The following is a 22,512-nucleotide window of genomic DNA, read 5'->3' as shown; positions in this document are numbered from 1 at the left end:
GATGAGTCTATATCTCTATTTATGAAAAATTAAATCTGCTGCGCTCCTTTCTGCTTGAAATATCTGCTACGGCGCTTGCGGTCATGCCATCAGGCATTTTTTTATATAAAAAAACCTGAACCGAAGGCAAACAGACATCGCTTTAGCGTGGTCTACTGCCCTCAATTCAGGTTTTGCCTGCAATCAGTAACAACCCTGAGGAATGAGGTTCATTCCATATGATAATGTAAACGCAATCAATCGTTTGATGAACAAACAACCAACGAATGAACTGACACAGGTATTGCCCTAAACACGGTTACAATCCTGTTGTTATGGTGATGTTAGCATACAATGTAAGCGTTCGCAATATCTTTTTTCTAATCTTCTTCATAGGATCTCCAATAGGGGTTACAATAAAAACCCGCATTCTCATGCGGGTTCGAACTTAACTTACATCATGCTGATTTGCACAGCTATCTCTTAATCCCTGAATATCTGCTAGCCTACTTCTCTGGTTGTCTACAGCGTGCGTGCCAACTTCTCCAGCAGTTCCACCGCAGGGGCCAATACCGCTTCATCAATATCAAATTCAGGATGATGATGCGGAGCAGGCAACTCGCTGCCAACAATCATATACGTAGCTCTGCCACCTTGCTCCTGTACTCGCCGAATCATATAACTGGCATCCTCGCTGCCGAGAGCAGCACTATCCGATATGGCCTCTGCATGGGTGAAACCAGCGATGCCTTCCGCTTGCAGAACCGCAAGCTCTGCAAGTTCCATATCACATCGAATCGGGATGGCACTTCCAACCACCTCAACGGTAGCGGTTAGTTCGTGCATGGCCGCACTATGCTCAATGATATTCCGCACGCGACGTTCCAGCTCCCGATTCGTTTCTTCACTCGTCGAACGCGTCTCAATAACCATACGGGCATGCTCAGCAATAATATTGGCTCCTGTTCCACCTTCCAGAATGCCTACGTTAATCCGGGTATCTGCCGAACTGAACCGGGGAAGTGCATGAATGTTAAGCATGGCGGTCGCTGCACCCAACAGCGCGTTCCGTCCTTCCTCCGGCGAAGCCCCTGCATGGGAAGATACACCGGTGAAGTGTGCTTCCAGCTTGGTGGTTGCCAGGAATCCGGCAGACGCACCTCTGATATGACCGGATGGCACACCGGTACCCAAGTGCATACAGAACAGGCGATCCACCTGTTCCAGCATTCCTTTTTCGACCATGGCATATGCCCCGCGTACACCTTCTTCGGCAGGCTGGAACAACAGCCGGATTTTGCCGGCAAACTTACGGTTACTCAACCGTTCTGCAAGCGCCAATCCAATCGTTGTATGTCCATCGTGTGCACAAGCGTGCATAATGCCTTCATGACTGGAACGAAATTGTCCCGCTTGCGGCGCGTGTTGCTCCAACTTGCTCTCACGGATTGGCAGTGCATCCATATCGAAGCGAAATCCCGTCGTTGGTCCATCCTGCTCCCCTTGAAGTTCAGCAACAACGGCAGTGAATCCACCTCGCATCTGCTCCACAATCACCGGATCTGCACCTTCCCGGAGGGCACGCTGATATGCATCTTCCAACACTTCCGGCTTGGGCAGACCCCGCCGTGATGTGTCGTCGATCGCATCTTTTCCATAAGTGACGCTATACCCAAGTTCCGTCAGCATCTGCACCACTTTGGTCGCAGTACGAAATTCCGTGAATCCCAGTTCAGGATGTTCATGCAGATCCCGGCGAAGCGCGATAATATCCATCATGTGTCATTCCCCTCTCTCCAACCTCTATCTATTTCATCGTATATACAGTTCTACACTACTCATTCAACGTTAGGAGTCACTAAGCCTGCTCCTGTTGATCTCCTACAGTCTTGCGTTTACTCCCGGACCAAGTGGCAGGTTGAAGACATACCATAGAATGACCATAACCACCCACACCGAGAAGAACGCAATCGAATACGGCAAAATTAGTGAATAATACGTTCCCAGCTTCGCGTCTTTTCGGTAATCCTGCAGAAATCCTACGAACAGCGGTACAAACGGTGATACTGGAGCCAAGGGAATAACGACCGAGTCCGATACCCGGAAAATAACCTGAGTGAATGCCGGATGGAATCCAAGCAGCATCATCATTGGAATAAACACCGGGGCAAGAATCGACCAGATCGCTGATCCGCTTGCAATAAACATTGTCAGCAATGCCGACAGGAAGATCAGTCCGATCACCACGGGAATGCCGTTAATGCCCGTCTTTTCCAGTAAATCCGTAATGGTCAATGCCAGGAATTTGCCCATGTTGCTCCAGTTGAACATCGCCACGAATTGAGACAGCGGGAATACCATCACGATAAATCCAGCCATCGTTTTGATCGGTTCAATGAGCAGTTTCGGCAGATCGTTCTGGTTTTGAATCACTTTCAGTTTAATGCCGTAAGTCAGTGCTACGGTAAAGAAGAACAGTAAAATGACAGGAACAATCCCGGCCAGGAAAGGCGAACCCATGACACTTCCCGTTTCCGGGTTACGAAGCACCCCATTGGAAGGCACGACCATGAATGCAATCACTGCGATAAAAAGCAATGCTGCGATTCCCGCTGCACGTAGTGCCCGGTTCTCTTCAGGTGTCGGCGCTTCGAGCTTGTACACCCGCTCCCCTTCGTAACGGCCCAGGCGTGGTTCCAAGAATTTGTCAGTCATGAACCCCGCAACGAGGGTCAGCACAATAACCGAAGCAGACATAAAGTACCAGTTATCCAGAACCGTAACACCCACATTGGGATCTACAGAGGCCGCAATCTCGGTACTGATGCCTGACAACAATACATCCGTGGTCACAATGAGCATATTGGCTGTAAAACCTGCACCCACACCAGCAATCGCGGCAATCAATCCGGCAACCGGATGTCTGCCTACCGCAAGAAAAATCAGCGCTCCAAGCGGAGGCATGATCACAAGCGCTGCGTCCGAGGATACATGGCTGAAGAACGCGATGAAAATAACGAGATAACTGGCGTAACGCACAGGTACTCGAACAGCCATTTTACGCATAACCGCTTCAAGAAGCCCCACCTTCTCCGCCAGACCAATGCCCAGCACCAGAGCCAGGATGGAAGCCAGTGGTTTGAAATCGGCAAAGTTCTTGACCACATTCGGCAACAACCACTGAATCCCCTCTCTGCTCAGCAAGTTCTTGACGTGTACCTGCTCCCCATCAATCGGGTTATGTGCCGTCGCATTAAAGAGTGATAACACCAATGTGGCAACCATCAGGGCGACAATGAGATAGATAAACAATAAAAACGGATTGGGAAGCTTATTCCCTACTTTCTCTACCCAACCAAAAAGTCCTGTGTTCTCCTGTCTGTCCGCATTCACCATGCAAACTCCCCCCTGACTGTGATGGAACTGCCTCTGGATTGACTGAACAAGTCTGATGAGGTCTTGTCCCCGTTAGCAGATCATTAACGTACATTTAACGAAAATGTCGTAATTTTAGGACATTATATAATTAACTCCACATAAAGTTCAATACCTGTGTTATGTATTTTAACACTTGTAATAAAAAAACCGCTGAGCCACGCTTGTGTTCTTGTCCTTTCCACACGGACATGAGACATAAGGTTGCATCATCGGTTTTATTGTTTCGTTCTATGTTCGTTAACCTAACGCAGAAGACGATAACGGTTACTAGGCCTTCCCCGCCTTGTGTTCAGCTCATTGCCAGCAATTTCTGCCAGTGCAAATGCGGTAAGGCTACCCATAATTCGTTGTACGTGCCTGATGGTCATCGACAGTCCGGAAGCCAGTTCACCGGCTGTAAATTCTTCTTTGCCCATTCGACGTATGTATGCCTTTATTTTCTGGAATGTACGGATACTGACGCCTGCTTTGTTCAATTGTTCCAGCAGTTCGATGTCACTTGAATACGTTTCGTAGGATAATTCTTGGTCCTCTCCTGCCGCCTCCACAATGGTTCCATCCGTCTCATAGATAATGATTCGTCCTGCTTCATCATCCTTGGCATATTGGATGGCTTTGCGTGCATGACGTTCGGCATCGAACGCCGTCTCCCCGAATCCAATTCCGGCAAAGGAGGGCAAGTCTGTATCCAGCTCCAACTGATGCATGGTCGAATGCAGTGATTCCATATTACGAGCCATTACACCTCTTGAACCATACATCAGATATCTCCCGGTGCCGTCTTGATGAAGTGATCCATCGATTTGTTCACAGTGTCGCAGCAGTACTCCCTTGATCTTCAGCTCCATATGTTGCAACTGGTAACGCTCTGTCGATTGTTCGCCAGCTTCATGCAATCGATCGATCTCAATCATAAGTACACCAATCTGACTGTCCTTGAACGCGGAACTGCGAATTTGTTCAATCAGCATGCGTACGGCTTGCACCGTTTCCTGCTTGGTTGAATCAATTTTGAAGACAGGTACCCCACGTTCCAACAGGCCTTCATACACCGCATACAGACATGTAATCGCTGCTTTCGTAAGCCCCTCCTGCCAATGCTGGACGTGAAACTCAATCATGGCCCCCACATCATAATCGATAGAAAACACGTATTTACGTAATTGTTCCTGCGAGAAATTCAGCTCTTCCAGGCTGTCCATCAGCCCCCAGCTCTCGTTATCTGTCATATCAATGGAGATATCTTTCACCGGACTGTCCAAGGTGTAGACGGCTTGAAGCATCGCCTTATACAAGCTTGCCCCTGTAGGAGGGCAGTATATCGCATGTTCTTTTTCAAGAAGTACAGCTTGGGCACTCAGATAAGGAATCGGCCCCGTAAATACCCACCCGTGTACATTCTCCCGATTTCGTCTAATAATGTCTCCTGTTTCTCTTGCATGTTCATAGGCATATAGCTCGTAGCTCGCCCCCAGATTGTAACCCAGCAATGCACTCATGGTTCGCTCAATGGACGGCTTAGGTCCTACAATTCCGATACGATACATTCACAGACCCCCTTCTTCCACTCCACAATTTAACATATATCATATCGCTCCGAATGTTCCGTGGGTTATAAGCTTTAATTATATACAGAACCGACGATATAACAAAACAGGCCATAGGTGAATTCACCTATGACCTACTCTGATATAACGTGTGTTCGGGGGCCACACTTATTGAATGAAGTGATCTCTATTCCTGCAGCTTGCTCACTTGCTCAATCAGGCTATCCAGCCCCTTGTCGACCAGATAAGGTCCATAATTCCAATAGTTGCGAGAAACATTAATGATCCGATGATTTTTGATCGCAGGAATACTCTGATACACCGGCTCGTTGAATAGTTCCATCATCTGCTCCATCTCTTCATCGTCCATCTGGGTGAAGAAGTAGTCTGCAGGTTTATCCGCCAGCTTCTCCAATGAGAGCACGGTCCCACCATCTGCATAGGCTTTGTACTGTTCAGGCATATCAAATCCGAAATCCTGGTATATCAGCTTGCCCAATGTGCCACCTTCTCCCCCAAGTAATACCTCCTTGTTATAGATGACGAAGGACATGGCCGTGGTTCCCGGTTCAATATTGATGTTGAGTTCATCCCGAATCCCTTTCAATTTTTCTTCAAAAGTAGCAATCCATCGCTCTGCTTCCTCTTTCCGATCCATAATCTCCCCCATCGTTCTCAGGGTGTTGATGACATCCGGGTCACCGCCCCAGGCTACCGTAATCGTGGGCGCAATTTTCTCATAGGTGCCGATCACTTCCGTGCTTGTATAATCAGGTACGATGATCAGATCTGGCTCCAGATCCGAGACCACTTCTACGTTCCCCGTTCCTGATCCGATATCCGGTACATTAGCCATCTCTTCCGGGTACAGATCCAGTGTTTCCTTGTTGGCACCCGCCGGCTTCATTCCGAGTGGCAGCAAATACCCCCCATATGTGATCACAACCGGTTTGGCAGATTGGGCTGGAATCTCAACCGTTCTCCCCGATGCGTCGGTATACATTTTGGTTGCAGGCAGTGAAGCATCTTCATTTGCTGTTGACTGTGGATCAGCTCCTCCCCCGCAAGCTGCTAATAGCAGGGATAAACTAAACAATAAACTGACCGCCAAAGTAGGCTTAAAACGAACATTCAAGTCATTCACGCTCCAAGTGTTGTATTGATAATGATTATCGTTATTATCAATATAGCGTTGTGTGAGTTCTCCATCAATGAACGATTCCGACTTCTTATTGGTACGATTTGAACCTTTAAGCAGATGACTGTGCATTTTATATTGAGCGGGAGTTTCTCCCATCATTCGTTTGAAGATTCGGCTAAAGTAGTACAAATCTTTATATCCAACGCTCTCAGCCACATCACGAATCTGTGTCTCTGTCTCTGTTAGCAATACTTTGGCTCGATTCATCCGGGTTTGGATGACGTAATCCATCGGACTGCATCCGAATTTGCGCTTGAATACCCGTGCCAGATAATGACTGCTGTAATGAAATTGGGCCGCCATATCCTCCATGGACACGGGATGTGCGTAGTGCTCCTGAATGTATGCTGCAATCTGCTCGGCTAATTCCGGAGGATCAGCCACCTGATCACTCGCCTGCCTCCATTGACGAAACTGTTCGTATACAAACTGATACAACAGTCCTGTAACCTGCAACCTGTCCAATTCTTCGCCGCTTACCCAGCATTCATGCATTCTCTCCATAATAGGAATTAGCGACAGCGGATATGTTGATGCAAAATAATACTGCTGCGGGGAAAATTCATACTCCTGTTGTACGTTTTCCACTCTCGACGTGTCGGTACCAGTGGAGCTTGGCTGGGGTTTATATAAAATCAGATAATATTCCAAGGGGAGATCCAGACTATGGATATGTATAGTTGTTCCTTTGACACCATGTAGAACCTGCGTCTGGGTGGACCTGAGCTTTTCTTTGCCCATATGAACAATGGCTTCTCCTCTGACCATCAGCAAAAAAGCATGGGCTGGCAGAACATACGGCCTAATCGTCTGTCCCGGCTTCAAGACCAGATGACGAATATCCATGAGCTTCACCTGATTTTTATTCCACCACTGAATGGCTTCTGACCATTCTTTCATTACAAACCACCTCAAAGCCGATCATTAGACGAGGGTCATTCCCTGGCCCGATTTTCTCCTTAACATACAAGAGTGGTCCTCATTTTGTCCAGTTCACATGAATTCTAGCACCCTTCACTAATCGTAAATTTTACATATAGTTAACCCATTTCATACGTTAGTTTAGCAATTGTTGTATACACTTGGTTTGAGATACCAAACTATACATATATTCTAGGAGGATGCATTCATGTTAAACCGGTTTAATGTCCGTGCAGCCAAAATGATGCTCGCGGTGACAACAATTGTTACGGCTACACTCGGAGGAAGCAGTGCAGCGTGGGCTGTGGAAGACACCACCTCAACAACATCTGCATCACCGATTAAAAATGTAATTATTCTGATTCCTGACGGTATGGCTAACGATGCTACCGCTCTGGCTCGTTGGTACAAAGGCTCTTCCCTGACGCTGGACTCCATGGCAAGTGGCATGGTTCGGACTCACTCCGCCGATGCGCCGATTGCGGACTCGGCCCCTGCCGGAACAGCTTTTGCAACAGGTTATAAATCGCATACCGGATTTGTCGGTGTACTGCCGGACAAGGCTACCATGCCTGGACAGAAGGCGATTGCGCCTGGAGACGCAAGAAAACCTGTTGCATCCGTGCTGGAAGCTTCCAAACTGGCGGGTAAAGCAACTGGCATTATCGCTACATCCGAGATTATGCACGCTACGCCAGCAGACTTCTCTGCTCACTACCCGGATCGCAAAAATTACGATGCGCTCAGCAAACAGCAAGTCTACAATGGCATGGATGTTGTATTGGGTGGGGGTAGCAAGTACCTTGAGCCAGCGGGGCGCAAAGACGGGGAGAATCTGGTTTCCTCCATTAAGGCACTGGGTTACGATTACGTCACTACACCGGCTGCAATGAAAGCATCCGACTCAAATAAACTCTGGGGTATGTTCGCTCCCACGAGCATGGCTTACAATATGGACCGTGACCCTGCGAAGCAGCCAAGCATTGCCGAGATGACATCCAAAGCCATCGAAGTTCTGTCCAAAGATGAAGACGGCTTCTTCCTGATGGTCGAAGGCAGTAAAGTAGACTGGGCAGCTCACGCCAACGATCCGATTGGTATTATCAGTGACGTGCTGGCTTTTGACGATGCCGTAAAAGTAGCCATGGATTTTGCCAAAGCCGATGGAGAGACTGCCGTTGTCGCTGTTACGGACCATGGTAATGGTGGACTCACCATTGGTAACAACGCAACTAGCGGCACATACGATAAAGAGCCGTTGTCCACATTTATCGGACCTTTGAAAAAGGCCAAGCTGACAGGCGAGGGCGTTGAAGCGAAGCTGAATGCGAAGCGCACAAACATCAAAGCAGTGATGAAACAGTACTATGGTATTACCGATCTGACTTCCGAAGAGATTGCCACAATTAAAGCGGCCGAGCCAGGCAGTCTTAACTATGCAATCGGTCCAATGATCAGCAAACGTGCAGGGATTGGCTGGACAACCGGTGGTCATACAGGTGGAGATGTCGTGCTGTACACGTATGCTCCGAACAATGACCGTCCATTCGGTGTAATTGATAACACGGATGTCGCCAAATATATGGCACGAGTACTGGATCTGGATCTCGACAGCGTGAGCAAACAATTGTTTGTACCTGCCAAACAGGCATTTACGACCAAAGGCGCGACGTACAAACTGGACCTGACGGATGCCAAAAATCCGAAGATCCTCGTTACAAAAGGCAACACCAAGCTGGAACTGCAAATCTACAAAAATATTGCACTGGTAAACGGCAAAAAGACAACTTTGGAGGGTGTCATTGTTTATAACGGTGTAGAGGCATTTGTACCACAGACGGCCGTTGATCTGATTCAATAATTCGTTAGAACTACCGGAGATTACACCATTTGGCTGCCGATATTTCGGCAGCTATTTTGTTGTTTGCTGATAAGGAGTAGGTTCCTGTTAGAACCTATCGTATAATGAACGTAACCAAAATACATATCATGCAAGAAAAAGGAGAGATTCACCCATGTTGATCAAATTAAACTGGATCACGCTGAGGGTCAGTAATCTGGAAGCTTCGCTTGGGTTCTACCACGACATGCTCGGACTTCCCATTCAGCGCAGATTCGAAAGCCGTGGACGGCAGATTGCAATGCTCGGCATGGAAAATGAAGCCAAGTTGGAACTGATTGAGGGCAGTGAATCCATTCTTAAACCAGAGGCCGGCGTGTCGATCGGCTATGAGGTGAACTCGCTGGATGAAGCCATGGAACGACTGGCAGAATTGAATATTCCGATTGTGCGCGGCCCCATCCAGCCCAATCCGCATCTGCGGTTTATTTACATTACAGATCCCGATGGCTTCGAGGTACAACTCGCAGAGCATGTCTAACTAGGCGAGTGCGAAATGAGTGTGCGTATCACGATGACCAGTTGGGTGTGCAAGTGTGCAGTCAAACCAGATGCAAGCTCACACCTACATCAAGCAGCGCAAAAACGTTATTATGTTTGTTCACAGCTTCATGCGGCGCATCAGCGGCACACCTACGCGATTCAGCAACCGATCAAGCAGCAGCCAGCACCAGCGTCTGCCCCATGGAAGGTGTCGCTCATACACAACGGAATATTCAAAATCCGCCACAGCACCGCGATTGCGCTTGAACTGCGCAGCCCCGGCGCTCTCATGTAACAGGTGGCCGTTCTCTCGAGCCTGCCCGATCAGACAAGCTGATAACATGCGGTATAGTCCAACGGATTGGGGCACCGCTGTGTCGTAACCAAACAGCGGCGTTGTCATGATTCCATTTCGGCAGAAATAACCCATCACCGCATCCAGGCACCCTTCCTTCCGCAGTCCATAGAGCCTGAGTGTTCCTGATGCCATCGCAGCAGCTATGAACCGCTCGGTGAATTGCGGATTGTGATAGGAGTATTTTTTCAAGGTATAACAGCTTGTACAGCTCCACAATTCGCGGAATATCTGCATCCGTCATATCTGACTCGGAAACGAATTCGTAGTCGTGCTTGGCCAATAATTCGTAATCCCGCTTCAACAGCCAGCGCGATTTCGAGTTGCCAAAATTCGGATCATGCGCTTGATACAAATAGATTTGTCGGCTCGGGATTAATCGGCAGCCCGCTTCCGTTAGCCTCGCCGTCAGATCGGGATGAAGTCCCGGACACAAGGAGCGAAACACAATGACATGCTCAGGGTATCGCTCTTGTACCACTGTAAGCAAACATTCTACCTGTTCACCGGACATGGCTGGATACAGATTGGTGGACAACAACCAGTTGTTCACATGCACAACTTTGTTGATCTGCGATTGCTTCATTCCCCAACCTATTAGACTGAGCAGCACAGAAAGACCTTTTTCCAACACAGGCCTCTGCAACATGGACAGTTCCTCCTTGGCGTAACTCACATAATGCGTATATGGCGAACAAACGTAAGCATTATCATACTCTGTATCATTCACCGTCAGCGGAATAACGAGATCATCAATCCGGGCGAGCAACAATGTCGTTTCCACGTTGGACATAAAGCTTTGGGTCCCGTCCAGCATCATAGGTTCCAGATAAGCTCTGGCATATCTGCCGTCCTCCGTATCGGGCCAGTCCATGCCTTCGAACGAATGCTGATCATAAAGACGCACGCGTTCAGCGTGATTATCATTCCTAACTTCATATGTACGGTCATCGTAGGCCGAGCTGTCTTTCATTCCTTTATTCTTCAACCTTTTACTCCCCCATGAGGTAACATCTTCTTTTAACTATCATTTACATTGTTAGTTCTACTCTCTTCATACTCTACACATCACACTGTATAGGAAAAAAATGTCGGCATCAAGCTGTTTGGCACATGAAAAAAAGCCCGTCCAGTACGCTAAATACGCACCGACAGGCTCTCAACTATTAATATTAAAGTTTGTTCACAACGGAAGAAGCTTGATGATCCGAGACCAATTCATTCAGGTCTACAATCAGTTGCTCCAGTTCTCCAAAGCTCTCTACCATCTTCTGTGTCAGGTTGCGTTGTTCTTCCATGCTTGCCAGAATCTCTTCTGTCGCTGCACTGGATTGCTCAGTCACACTCGAAATCTCGGAAACCTCATTCACAACTCTGGTGGATGATTCCTTCATGGTCGCCGAACTAGTCTCGATATCTGTCGCTTGAGTTAACACATGCTGAGAGTTGCTGTTGATCGTACGGAATACTTCCTCTGCCGTATGGACGCTATCTCTTCCTTGTTGTAACGATTGACGAATGCGTTCGAATCGATCCGTCAGTGCCTGCGTCTGCCCTTTTAATCGAGACAGGATGGTTCCGATATCACTTGCGGACTGACCCGAGTTCTCTGCCAACTTGCGAACTTCCTCTGATACAACAGCAAACCCGCGTCCATGCTCACCCGCACGAGCGGCTTCAATGGCTGCATTGAGTGCGAGCAGGTTGGTCTGACTCGCAATATCCGCTATGCTGTTCAGCATAAGTGTCATGGATTCACTTTCCTCGTTGAACTTTCGCATGTCATTTGCAGTTGTATTAATCGTTTCATATAGATCTTGCATTTGGATGTTCAGCTGGTCCATCTGTGTGCTTCCTGTTTGCGTGCTCGTTGCCATACTTGCGGACAACTCTTTCATCTGTTGGGAATACGAAGCAACGTCCTTGATATGCTGATCCGACACAGATAAGGATTCCGAGATCTCGGCTACACTGGTCGCCTGAAACTCAACACCTTTTGCAACCTCACTGAACCCAAGTGTCACCTCATTGGTGATAGAGCCGGTCGCATTCACTTTTTCCTTCAATTGATCCGTATAACGTGATAAACCTTCGACCGATTCCTTCACACGCTCCAGCATGGTTTCCACTCTTTGCTTAGAATGCTCCACCTCATTCTGGCGTACTTCACTTTCATGGAAGAGCCTTTGATTCAGCTGGGAGACCAGCATCAGAATGGCTCCCGTGAGAGCGAATAGTCCCACATTAACGATATTACCTATTAGCTCAACAGAGTCAACGGTATTCATAACAAATAACTGAAGAACACTGTTGACTAGTAATACCGAAAATCCAACCACAAAAAATTTCTTGTTAGGAAATAACAGAAGAACTGCGGTTATGACCAAACTTAACGCAAAATTGACCGTTCCCCAACCGACATAGACTCCACATATTGTCAGTAATACGGTAATCAGCCATGGAATGAGATGAATATGTTTCTTTTTCGCATTAGCGTATGTAATCCAAACTACAAAGATCAGAGCTACTCCATTGGACACAAGTAACTTCGGCATCGTAAAGGCCAGACCCATACCAATGGCAATAATAATCCACAAAATGATACCGATTAATTTGTTCCTTTTCCAAATAATTTCGTCCATACGATCCATGCATACCCCGTCCTTTTAAGTAGGTTAAATGTAAGTTGTAGGGCCTTTCTGTACTACATCTAGTAGTCTTTGGTCCTGCTTATGTGCAAATCGCAAATACGCAGCGCCTTAACATAGTACATATTAACTTCACAAGTATGAAATCAGCGCTACTTTATGTATATCGGTATTCAACATTTAAAATGAATATGAAATACAAAATGATATGTAAGCATATCATTTTATAAACAAAAAAGTCTGTCTTATACGTTATGGCGTACAAGACAGGCCTTTTTGGTCGTGAATGGATGTCCAGCAACTTTTACTTTCCGAATACAAGTGTTGTATTGGAGGAGCCTGCATACTTGGTGACGAACTCACGCGCGTAGCTGGCACTCTCTACCTGATAACTGTAATTGGAGCTTGGTCTCCAGTTCGTTTTAGGAGAAGTCGGACTATTAAGCGCTGGTGTACTTCCCGTATCCGTAAACTCACCTTTTCCTTTGTCATCCAGGATGCCACCCTTTTCAGCGCCAGCACCAAAGTAGTTGTTTTCGGAATAAATCCGTGCTTTTTCACCAATTGTGATGGCCTGATTAAAGTTGTTTGCATAGTTGTTTTTGAGATGGAAGTAACCATATCTTAAAAGTCCAGGTCCTCGCACATATAAATTTTCAAAGTAATTGTTGGACATCGTCACATGAGGGACGCCATTGTAACTGCTGTTACCATCATTCGGATGACCGAGGATAACACCATACTTATGGTTTGCAAATTTGGAATTGCTAATCGTAATGTAGTCTGCGCGATCGCCAATATACAGAAGCTTGTCCAGGTCACTTCCGCCGGAGCTGTAGCTATGGCCAGAGAACGTCACATGATCGATCCAATAATTGGAGCCAGAAGTGATATACACCTGGATATCATCATTCCCGTTGATATTTGCTGAATGTTGAAATGTCAGATTCTGAAAAATCACATTGCTTGAACTGCTTGTAGATCTGAAATGAATATTCGTTAATGTATGTTTGTCAAAGGAACCGACGAGTGTCTTATTCGCTCCGAATTCAACCTTTTGCAGGGTGGAGGAAGAAATATTCTGCTCAACGACGACAATTTTGGCTGTAGAGCCTGCCATATGTGTTCTCAGGTCATTGAGATTACTAACGTAAACAATCTGACCGTTCTTGCCACCTGTCGTGGCTGCCTTGGATACACCACTTTCATTCTTGGCACTGCCTGCAAAACCAGTCAACCCGTTCGTACCTGTGTTTGGATAACTGGCCGCACCATATATAGACGGGGCCGTGGAGACAGTTAGTAACAATAGAGTTACCGCGAGTAAAAGCATTGAAAATTTCTTCAAAATTCCACCATCCTTTATAATATTATCCTCGAAGACAACTCGATTATATCGTGTAACTTTGGTTGTGACAATACAATAATTGCAAAAAGACAACAATATTATCTTTTTTGCAACAGCAGATCAGATATAGTGAAAAAACAAAAACAGACCTTTCTTTCACACAAAATAGAGCCGCTAATTAGCGGCTCTACAAACGAGTACTGTGAGATACAACTTGGAACTGATCCGCCCTCGGATCAGTTCCTAAAGCCTCTGACGAAAAACCATTCGCTTGCGGATAATAATATATCACGACTTCTGATAGCTGCGGCGGAAGGCACCGGGTGTAAGTCGTTCCAGCTTCTTGAAGATTGCTCCATAATAGCTGGTAGATTCGAAGCCGACTTGACGAGCAATATCCTCCATCCCACGTTGCACATTGTCGAGTAGCAGTTCCTTGCTCTTGTTGACCCTTACTTGATTAACATAGCTGATGGGTCGAATGCCTGTCGTTTTCTTGAACAAATGACAGAAATATTCCGGTGTGACACAGATCAATCCAGCCAGCGTTGGCAAAGTAATCTCTTCGGCATAATGCTGTTCAATATAGTCCAGAACCGGTTTTAATCGCTCATACTGCTGCCCGACCGTATCGCTGCCCTCAACAGATACGCGTTGAATAATCTCTGTCAATAAGGTATAGAGGATGGCGGAGCAGGCGTAATTGCTTAATGTCTGCTCTTGTGGTGTTAAGGCAGCTTGCAGCAACTCCCGCATTCGAGATAGAAGGTATTCAGGCGATGCAAGCGTGTATACGCATGTGTCGACAATGCCAACGGTTTCAAACAAGCTCGCTGACCCACTGCCATCGAAAATGATCCAGTCGACTTCCCAGCTCTCGGATAGCGCATAGTATTCGTGCTTCTGTCCAGGGAACAAGAGCATACCCATACTTGGCTTGACGATATATTCCGTATCACTTAGCTTGAGCTTGCCCACACCGCTGCGGCATTGTATCCACTGATAATCCTGAATGCCTTGGTCTCGGCGGATGTGCTCCTGTTCATGATGCAGGCCGATGCCAAGCAGATAAAAAGGGAGCAGCTTGTCTCGGGCAGATAATACCGGAAAATTACGATTGGGATGAGGCATACGACGAACTCTCCTGATCTTAATATTGTTATATGATATTAATTATTTAAGATATTAACTCAAATTAATATAACATATAATCTCAATATATTGATAAATAAAGGAGAACACAGGATGACAATTAAGATAGGAATTGATTATTATCCAGAGCAATGGACCCCGGAGTTATGGGAGAAAGATGCCATACTTATGCAACAGACGGGGGTTGCAGTTGTGCGAATGGCGGAGTTCGCCTGGAGCCGAATGGAACCGACTGAGGGTAATTATCAGTTTGAATGGCTGGATGCAGCTATAGAAGTATTCGCTTCGCGTGGTATGGAAATTGTATTATGCACCCCCACCAATACCCCGCCAAACTGGATGACTACTCGTTATCCGGATGTGCTGCCCATGGATGAACAACGCCACATCATTCGGCCAGGTGTGCGTGGACATCGTTGCAACAATAGCCCTTCCTTGAGAATGCTGGGCTCCAAATTTGTGGAAGCGATATCACAGCGATATGGTAAGCATCCCGCCGTCATAGGCTGGCAAATCGATAATGAGATGCACTACCAGGAATGCCATTGTGATACATGTAATCGTGCATTTGTCGCTTGGCTGCAAAAGCGTTATTCCAATCTGGAGGAGTTGAACCGGGAGTGGGGTACGGTCGTCTGGAGTGGTGAGTACAGCAGCTGGGCTGAGGTAACAACGCCGCTGGGACCTAGCAAACCGATGAATCCTTCCTATCTTCTGGAGTACAAGCGATTTTGTTCTGACAGCGTAGGCTATCTGCTGGGATGGCAGCTTGAGATTTTACGCCGTAACTGTCCAGGCCAATTCGTGACGCATAACATGTGGCAATATCCCAACAGCTTGGACTATTATGATATGCACAACGAATTGGACTTTGTCTCTGTTGATTATTATCCGAATGAGCTGTATCGCGATTATGGCGATCGGTTTCCGAGGAATGGTGCACTTACGCTGGACTTGGTACGCGGCATCAAACGCCAGAATTTCTGGGTAATGGAACAGCTCAGCGGAGCACAGGGTGCCTGGATGCCGATTCAGCGCACCCCGTATCCTGGACTGATCCGAGCTCGCTCCTGGCAGACCATCGCCCGCGGTGCCGATATGGTCGTCCATTTCCGCTGGCGGAGTGCTACCGTCGGAGCGGAACAGTTCTGGCATGGGCTGATCGACCACAGCAATGTTCCTGGACGCAGGTTCAGGGAGTTTGCAGAGCTTACTCGCGAGGTGAACCAATTAGGAGAATTGCTGGCCGACTCGACCATTGTTACCCAGGTTGCTATTCTGCATTCGCATGATCAGCATACGGCGCTTTCCCTTCAGCCGCAGGCGGAAGGAGGAATGCACTATATAGACAACCTGTCCTCTATGCATAATGCATTTCTTAAAATGGGTGTAGGTACAGATGTTATCAATTGGACCGAGGAGCTCGAAGGGTACAAGCTGGTCATTGTCCCTTCTCTCTTCCTGTTAAGTGAAGAAGTAGCACAACGACTGGAGCGATTCGCAGCTAAAGGAGGGACGGTTGTCCTCACCAATCGGACTGGCGTGAAGAACATGAGGAATGTATGTGAGATGATTCCTCTACCGGGGCTACTGGCAGAAGCAGCAGGTGTTGTCGTAAGTGAATATGATGCCATCGGCAACAGTGAGCATCGGATACGAAACGCGGAGGGCAAGACATTCGCTGCAAAGCAATGGTGTGATCTACTGGAACTGCGAGGTGCAGAGCCGATCGCCTGGTATGACAACGACTTTTACGAGGGTGTACCAGCGGTTACTGTCAATAAGTTTGGTGAAGGCGAAGTATATTATATCGGTACTTGGCCGGAGCCATCGTATTTCTATCAGTTGTTTGAAGACATATTGAAGGAAAAGGAATTGGCCCCCAAAATCCAGCTGCCGGAAGGTGTCGAGCTGTCGATTCGAACGAAGGGGGAGCAAAACTTCCTGTTTCTGATCAATTTGACGAATGAGCAACGAGAGGTTACACTGGACGTTCCTTATCGCAGTTTGTTGACTAGCGAGAGATTGGATCAAAAGTTGACTCTTCCAGCTCTGGGAGTAGATATTCTAACTGTATAAGATCAGCAGTTTTTCATATTTAAAAAGGGATGTATCACAAGGCTTACGACCTTGAGGGACATCCCTTCTCTTATTTCACTAACGTCCACCAATTCGAATAATAGTTTTGCCAGTTAGTTTGTCTTATTTGATTTTGATTTTCAGTTCATCCTTCTTGGCTTCTTGTAAATCATCATAGACCTTATCTGGTTTGCCACGAAGTTTTAATACCATTGACTCCGGATGGTCCAACTGATTGCTGCTGAAAGAATACATCATTCCATCTTCCGTTCCGCTCCCGCCTGCCAAGGATAACTTGGTCTGCTTTCCATTCCTGGAGGTCGAAATGATCTCGATAGGCCGAACGATCTCGTTGAGCGACAACTTCATTTTGTAATCAATCTCTTGATTAGGTGCATGGACAAATTTGACCCGAGTTACTAGCGGAGACACCTCCACCTCCGACAACAAGACCTCATAGCCTCCAAGAGTAAAAGTCCGATTAACGTTAATGACTTCCGTTTTAGGGATAGAAAACTTGGGATCAAGAGGGAAAGAAACGTTCATTTTTTTGGAAAATTGATATTTTCGTTCCTTCTCCCCGTTGTCTTTATAACCCACCACATCTGGCACAACTGAAGATAGCTGAAATTGTAGATTCACTTGCTCAGGCAATGGTTTGTCTCGATTTCGATCAATTGTACTTCGACCATAAACGATATGCTTATCCTTCGAAAAATACACACCGCCTGAGCTACCGTTGTCAAGCAAATCGCCTGTCGATGCATCCGTCATCTTCATATTGACAGTCGAATACATCTCCTGCGAAGCATCCGTTTTGGCAGTATACAATACCGTTATTCTATTCTCATCTGCCATAACTGCATTCACAGTAAACGCATATATGCCCGACGTAACCGTCTGATCTACAAATTGCACGTACCCATTATTAATTGCGGATGTTATCGTGGTCTTTTCCATATCGGTTGCCAGCTCACGAAAGGGTTCAAGTACCCCCCAATTGGCTACAGGTTCAGTATATGTTGCCTGTTCCTGCCCATAGCTCCCAAGCGGGCCCACAAGGAACCAACCTGCAGCCAGGACTGTGACCAGCACTGCCGTGATCCATTTGAAACGAACGGTCCTACCTGATCGTTTTGTTCTGGCCTTTGCGAGACCACGTTGAATTGCCGCAGTCGTGTCCGCCGGATTCCAGTGCTGTTTCTCTCTTTTCACCTGAAATGCGTCTGCAAGAAGTGCTTTCTCCTCCGGGTTAGTGGTCATGCCAATCCCTCCTGTTCTTCATCAACTTGCGCAACTGCTGGAGTCCTTTGTGCTGCCAGGTCTTGATCGTACCTTCCGGTTTGCCGAGGATGGAGGCGATATCCGTCAGTGTCATGTCGTTATAATATTTCAGCAATAATACATGGCGATATTTCGGTTTCACCTTTTGCAAAAGAGATTCCATAGCGATTCGATTATCATCAACGCTGATCATCCAAGACGCGGGAATGCTGTCCTCCAGATCTTCCTTCGCCAGAGGTGTCGCCCGCTTGCGGCGCCTCTGTTCATCGATGCAAACATAGATCAGAATCCGAATGATCCACGACTTGAACGCTTTCTCATTGTTCAGCGTTCGACGCTTGATCCAAGCCCGGCACGTCATCTCTTGTACCGCTTCCAGCGCATCTTGCCGATTACGCAGGTAACTGTAGGCAATGGAAATAAGCGTATCTTGATGCTCCATTATGGATTGCACAAATACCGTCTCATCTTCGATCTGTACATAGATCCTCTGGTTCGTCTCTGCTTTTGTTTCCACCCCGCATCCCTCCTTCTCTCTCTTTCTGTGGTATAAGACGGGTGAGTGAAGCAAACGGTTTTATTATTGGCTCATCAAAAAAAGCTCCGCCAACACCTGAGGGAGCTTTTTACATAAGACTTTCATCGCCAAAATACCGAATGATGACACACATGAACAATCCAAACAAGATTAACTCTTTACAAATTACCGATAACTTCGATCCCTTCAGCCAATTGCAGATGGTTTCTCACCCACACGGTAAACCGATTCAAAAAAATCTGTAATTCTGGCTCTGCAACCACCTGTTGATCCAGCGCTGATAAAATCCCCACCCACACCTCCTTCGTAATCGGATTCTCCCAGCAGGGATCAAGAGCCTTCATCTCTTCTCCAGTTCGAGGATCAGTTAAGGGAAATGCGCGATCCAATGCAGGACGAATAGAGTCAAAGTCTTCATTATATATGAACAGCATGTCTTCCATCTCTACTTCAACCGATTCTTCTATGTATAAAGGGGATAAAACAAAACCCACATTCCGCTGCGGACCCTGATACTGATACATGAACGCAGGAATTGTCCTCTTTGATTTTTTAGCCATAGGATCACTCCTGTTCAAGCAATTTCGCTACTAATCAGAGTTCAAACCAGATTAAACCACCATCAACCTGGCTGGTTTCTCGCTCCATCTGTTGCATCCAGCTCCGCGCCTCTTGGCCCCAGATATGAAACAAACAGTAGATATACGACTCCCCATCCACAATCTCTTCTAACCCGGAAGCCTCTTCTATCCACACTTCAAGGGCTCTAGGCCAGGAAGAATCTTCACGTTTCAGTACAAAACCGTTGGCTTGGTGTTCTAAGCTGTACATGTTGGTAAACGTTAATGCACTTGCCAGACGCTTCACAACTTCATGTAAAATCGCAGGCTCCGTTGCTCTAATCCCATATTCCCAGCCCATATGTACAATCTCCTTCAGACTTCGTTCGCTCCAGATTGTTGCTTTTGTTCATGCATTTGATGGATCGAACGATCCAACCACAACTCATACCAGTCCAGAAAATGTAGTCGATTCGTATTGCCCCAATACTGATCAGGATAGATTCCCTTACGGTTAGCCCGGTCATCAACCCAGATCTCTCCGCAGGAGGCTCCCTTAACAATCAGATTCATCGATATGCCACAACCAAAATCACTGATGCGCAGCATGCCTGCCGACCATTTTGGATCAAAATATTCGTGTTCTAGGGCATACCATTCCTCTTCTTCCTTGCTGTCATCGAACCAGTCATAGTTCCAGTTCCATGCTTCCGTGAATTGGAAAGGGTCCGAGAGCGCGTTCAGCTCATCGTCATAACCAAGCACAGCGTATACGCCGTCATCCGGATTTTCCAGACCATAATAAGGCCCTGCACCACCTGTTCCCATATGAAGAAGCCATACCTTATAGTCCTCCGGCAACTCAATTCGCCATTTCTGTTCAAATTGCGCAATATCCTTCTGCGTCCACACAGACGCCATTTCATATTCATGGTTCTCTGCGCCAAACAGGTCCAGATCCGGGTCCAGGCTTCGAAGAGTGATCAACTTTTCACGCATACGCTCAAGTTGTACATTGTACATGGCTTACTTTCCCACCTTTGCTACTGTATTACGTTTGTTCCACGGCGTACCCGCGTTGCTGTAACTCATCCAGTACTGCTGCCACATCTCGATCAGGACACAACTGCTTAATCAGTCTGGCGGTCACCTGGTTTTCTTCATATATTTCAGCTACGGCTTCCAACGGCAGATCCGGCAAGTCATAGTACCCTTTGGCCCAATCAACGTAATCTACCGGGTTCTTCTCCAAATATCCCAGCAAAAATTCTGCCCCACCTCTGGCATCCGCTTTGTCTTCCTCGGCCATCGCCAGCTGAATCCAGTTACCAACCTTCCATGGCAAGTCGTTCCCTGCCTGCCATAGGCAAAAGGTCACATCCTCCAGATCCAATCTTTCCTCCTGATCTCGCAGAACAGCCATCAACGTCTCCGGCACTTCATCGTACATGCCCGGATAGATTTCTCCGTCCTCACGAGCATGTGGGCTCAAGGGTGACTCATGATCAAATCCTTTGATCAACGTGCCTGAGTTCGTAAACAGGACATGCAGATGATCACCTGCGCCGTTATTGATGCTTCCCCATGCCACACCTGGCTGTAGTTCAGCTTCATAATGATGAACGCGTAGCCATTCTTCCTCCGAAAAGATAATATCCAAAGCAGCGAGTATTCTCATTTGTTTACGCAGGGCATCTGCATTCATCATCGTTATCTCGTTCCATTCCTGCATATGAATCCCTCCTGTTTGTATATGTACACTATATCCGGATTAATTCATCCCGCGTGTTATTTCCCTGAATACTTGGTGTCATGACAATGGTGATCCGACTGGCTTCTCTGGAGACGATACATGCATAATTTCCAGGCTTTAACTGAAACAGAACCCCTTCACACGTCTCATCCGGCTCTAATTCACCGCCAGTGACATCATCCGCCGCCCCCAGATAGACGTGCCCAGACGGAACTTGCAGATGATACACCTTTTCCCGTTCCGCTCCGTGATCTGGATCTGAATCCTCCTCTACATCCTCCAGGCTCCATTCCACCTCATACACTCCATCCGCACCCAGATTCAGGAACAGACAATGACCTGCATTCACCTCAGCCAGCTCATCCACTGGAATGGACCACCAGTCCGAAGTATCCTCGGCACGATGTTTTAACGCTGCTAGATCATAAAGGCACAATGTTGCCGTATCTGTAACCATCTGAAATGTTCCTCTCATATTCACCCGTCCCTTCTGTCTGATCCAGGTCTGACCTCAGAAATATATTCCATCATTATATCAAGCCTGATACACGTGTAAAAGGAACCCATGGACCATCTCTGCTTACGCAACTCTTCATTTCTTGCTCCAAATGGTCGATATAAGCATAACTGACTTTTTTTGAACCTGATGGAGGAAGCCAAGCCATGTCAATTAACAATAGAAAAGAACCCTTTCGCTACACATTGAAGGAACCAATCCACTTTGAGATCTATATTCTCAGCATCAACGGGGTTAACGCACCAGCCAAACCCATTCAGGCCGAACTCTGTGATATCAGTCGATCCGGCTGTCAGCTGTCATTTCCGCTGTCCCTTCCTGTAGAGAATAACGATATTCGGATTGGAATGAATATGCTGCTCTTTGAAGACCCTCTATATATGGAAGGCACTCTCCGCTGGGGTCAAGAAAAAAATACCTCATGGCATTATGGTGTTCAACTCGAAATGCAGGATGGGAACCAGGACCGTCTCTCTAGAGAGATGCGAATGCTTGCAGGACAAGGCAAAATTATTGTGAAATAGTTAGATGCCATATAGCCTGATAACAAAAAAACAAAAAAACAGCCCAATCAAATTGGACTGTCGCAAGATGAAACTCTTTATGCCGCTTTACTTACTGTCGCTGGTTGTTCCATTTTGGACCAGTTCACGGTTTTTTCAAGAACCAGTGAGACCAATACCCCAATGACGAGACCATTACTTATGATCGGAATGAGGTACATGGGCAAGGTTTGAAAGGCCTCAGCAGGAATATTCATGACTGCAACTCCCGTGAGGACCGGCAGCGCTACACGATAGATCGTTTTA

At 46.9% G+C, this 22,512-nt stretch carries 19 protein-coding genes and 2 pseudogenes; 5 read left to right on the top strand and 16 right to left on the bottom strand.

What is annotated here, in order from left to right; genetic code table 11:
• Window positions 1–501: 501 nt before the first annotated feature.
• The 4 genes from QF049_RS00105 to QF049_RS00090 form a co-directional block, all read right to left on the bottom strand.
• Window positions 502–1,758 (bottom strand): amidohydrolase, encoded by a 1,257-nt coding sequence (locus QF049_RS00105; protein WP_307533962.1) that lies wholly within the window; start codon window positions 1,756–1,758, stop codon window positions 502–504.
• 102 nt (window positions 1,759–1,860) lie between these two features.
• A complete protein-coding gene (locus QF049_RS00100; protein WP_307533960.1) occupies window positions 1,861–3,375 on the bottom strand; it encodes an AbgT family transporter in 1,515 nt (504 codons plus the stop codon).
• A 284-nt stretch (window positions 3,376–3,659) separates the two neighbouring features.
• On the bottom strand, window positions 3,660–4,964 hold the full coding sequence (locus tag QF049_RS00095) for a hypothetical protein (protein WP_307533958.1): 1,305 nt from the start codon (window positions 4,962–4,964) through the stop codon (window positions 3,660–3,662).
• 187 nt (window positions 4,965–5,151) lie between these two features.
• Window positions 5,152–7,065, bottom strand: coding sequence for a helix-turn-helix domain-containing protein (locus QF049_RS00090; protein WP_307533956.1), 1,914 nt, complete (start codon window positions 7,063–7,065; stop codon window positions 5,152–5,154).
• A 229-nt stretch (window positions 7,066–7,294) separates the two neighbouring features.
• On the opposite strand from QF049_RS00090, the gene QF049_RS00085 reads away from it, so the two are divergent.
• Both QF049_RS00085 and QF049_RS00080 read left to right on the top strand, forming a co-directional pair.
• Complete coding sequence (locus QF049_RS00085; RefSeq protein WP_307533953.1) at window positions 7,295–8,947, top strand: alkaline phosphatase; 1,653 nt, start codon at window positions 7,295–7,297, stop codon at window positions 8,945–8,947.
• A gap of 154 nt (window positions 8,948–9,101) precedes the next feature.
• Window positions 9,102–9,467: a VOC family protein gene (locus QF049_RS00080; RefSeq protein ID WP_076328197.1), complete on the top strand. Its 366-nt coding sequence runs from the start codon at window positions 9,102–9,104 to the stop codon at window positions 9,465–9,467.
• A gap of 321 nt (window positions 9,468–9,788) precedes the next feature.
• Here the strand turns inward: QF049_RS00080 and QF049_RS31465 are convergent.
• Window positions 9,789–9,959 (bottom strand): annotated as a pseudogene (locus tag QF049_RS31465) (GNAT family N-acetyltransferase); the annotation flags it as partial.
• 319 nt (window positions 9,960–10,278) lie between these two features.
• On the opposite strand from QF049_RS31465, the gene QF049_RS00070 reads away from it, so the two are divergent.
• Window positions 10,279–10,425 carry a hypothetical protein gene (locus QF049_RS00070; protein WP_307533951.1) on the top strand — a complete coding sequence of 49 codons (147 nt, stop codon included), beginning with the start codon at window positions 10,279–10,281 and terminating at the stop codon, window positions 10,423–10,425.
• A gap of 571 nt (window positions 10,426–10,996) precedes the next feature.
• On the opposite strand, the gene QF049_RS00065 is transcribed toward QF049_RS00070, so the two are convergent.
• The 3 genes from QF049_RS00065 to QF049_RS00055 form a co-directional block, all read right to left on the bottom strand.
• A complete protein-coding gene (locus QF049_RS00065; RefSeq protein ID WP_124115868.1) occupies window positions 10,997–12,475 on the bottom strand; it encodes a methyl-accepting chemotaxis protein in 1,479 nt (492 codons plus the stop codon).
• 301 nt (window positions 12,476–12,776) lie between these two features.
• Complete coding sequence (locus QF049_RS00060; protein ID WP_373428187.1) at window positions 12,777–13,820, bottom strand: pectate lyase family protein; 1,044 nt, start codon at window positions 13,818–13,820, stop codon at window positions 12,777–12,779.
• Window positions 13,821–14,108: 288 nt separating this feature from the next.
• Entirely contained in the window at window positions 14,109–14,951 is an 843-nt protein-coding gene (locus QF049_RS00055) for an AraC family transcriptional regulator (protein ID WP_307533948.1), read from the bottom strand.
• A gap of 114 nt (window positions 14,952–15,065) precedes the next feature.
• Here QF049_RS00055 and QF049_RS00050 point away from each other — a divergent pair, with 114 nt between their 5' ends.
• Complete coding sequence (locus QF049_RS00050) at window positions 15,066–17,051, top strand: beta-galactosidase (RefSeq protein WP_307533946.1); 1,986 nt, start codon at window positions 15,066–15,068, stop codon at window positions 17,049–17,051.
• A gap of 123 nt (window positions 17,052–17,174) precedes the next feature.
• Here QF049_RS00050 and QF049_RS00045 read toward each other — a convergent pair whose 3' ends face one another.
• From QF049_RS00045 to QF049_RS00015, 7 genes are all read right to left on the bottom strand, one after another.
• Complete coding sequence (locus tag QF049_RS00045) at window positions 17,175–18,314, bottom strand: DUF4179 domain-containing protein (protein ID WP_307533943.1); 1,140 nt, start codon at window positions 18,312–18,314, stop codon at window positions 17,175–17,177.
• Window positions 18,304–18,852: a sigma-70 family RNA polymerase sigma factor gene (locus QF049_RS00040; RefSeq protein ID WP_307533941.1), complete on the bottom strand. Its 549-nt coding sequence runs from the start codon at window positions 18,850–18,852 to the stop codon at window positions 18,304–18,306. The genes QF049_RS00045 and QF049_RS00040 overlap by 11 nt, the downstream gene beginning before the upstream one ends.
• A gap of 179 nt (window positions 18,853–19,031) precedes the next feature.
• Window positions 19,032–19,433 (bottom strand): hypothetical protein, encoded by a 402-nt coding sequence (locus QF049_RS00035; protein WP_307533939.1) that lies wholly within the window; start codon window positions 19,431–19,433, stop codon window positions 19,032–19,034.
• A 34-nt stretch (window positions 19,434–19,467) separates the two neighbouring features.
• Window positions 19,468–19,794, bottom strand: coding sequence for a hypothetical protein (locus QF049_RS00030; protein ID WP_307533937.1), 327 nt, complete (start codon window positions 19,792–19,794; stop codon window positions 19,468–19,470).
• 14 nt (window positions 19,795–19,808) lie between these two features.
• Complete coding sequence (locus QF049_RS00025) at window positions 19,809–20,456, bottom strand: SMI1/KNR4 family protein (RefSeq protein ID WP_307533933.1); 648 nt, start codon at window positions 20,454–20,456, stop codon at window positions 19,809–19,811.
• Between the two features lie 28 nt (window positions 20,457–20,484).
• Complete coding sequence (locus tag QF049_RS00020) at window positions 20,485–21,165, bottom strand: hypothetical protein (RefSeq protein ID WP_307533931.1); 681 nt, start codon at window positions 21,163–21,165, stop codon at window positions 20,485–20,487.
• A gap of 28 nt (window positions 21,166–21,193) precedes the next feature.
• Complete coding sequence (locus tag QF049_RS00015) at window positions 21,194–21,661, bottom strand: DUF6386 family protein (protein WP_307533930.1); 468 nt, start codon at window positions 21,659–21,661, stop codon at window positions 21,194–21,196.
• Between the two features lie 188 nt (window positions 21,662–21,849).
• Between QF049_RS00015 and QF049_RS00010 the strand changes: the two genes are divergently transcribed.
• Window positions 21,850–22,227 carry a PilZ domain-containing protein gene (locus tag QF049_RS00010; RefSeq protein ID WP_036617371.1) on the top strand — a complete coding sequence of 126 codons (378 nt, stop codon included), beginning with the start codon at window positions 21,850–21,852 and terminating at the stop codon, window positions 22,225–22,227.
• 77 nt (window positions 22,228–22,304) lie between these two features.
• On the opposite strand, the pseudogene QF049_RS00005 reads toward QF049_RS00010, so the two are convergent.
• A pseudogene (locus tag QF049_RS00005) lies at window positions 22,305–22,512 on the bottom strand (uracil/xanthine transporter); the annotation flags it as partial.

Origin of the sequence: Paenibacillus sp. W4I10, from assembly GCF_030816325.1 — a bacterium.
GTDB lineage: Bacteria > Bacillota > Bacilli > Paenibacillales > Paenibacillaceae > Paenibacillus > Paenibacillus amylolyticus_B.
This window is presented reverse-complemented; position numbering and strand designations above follow the sequence as displayed.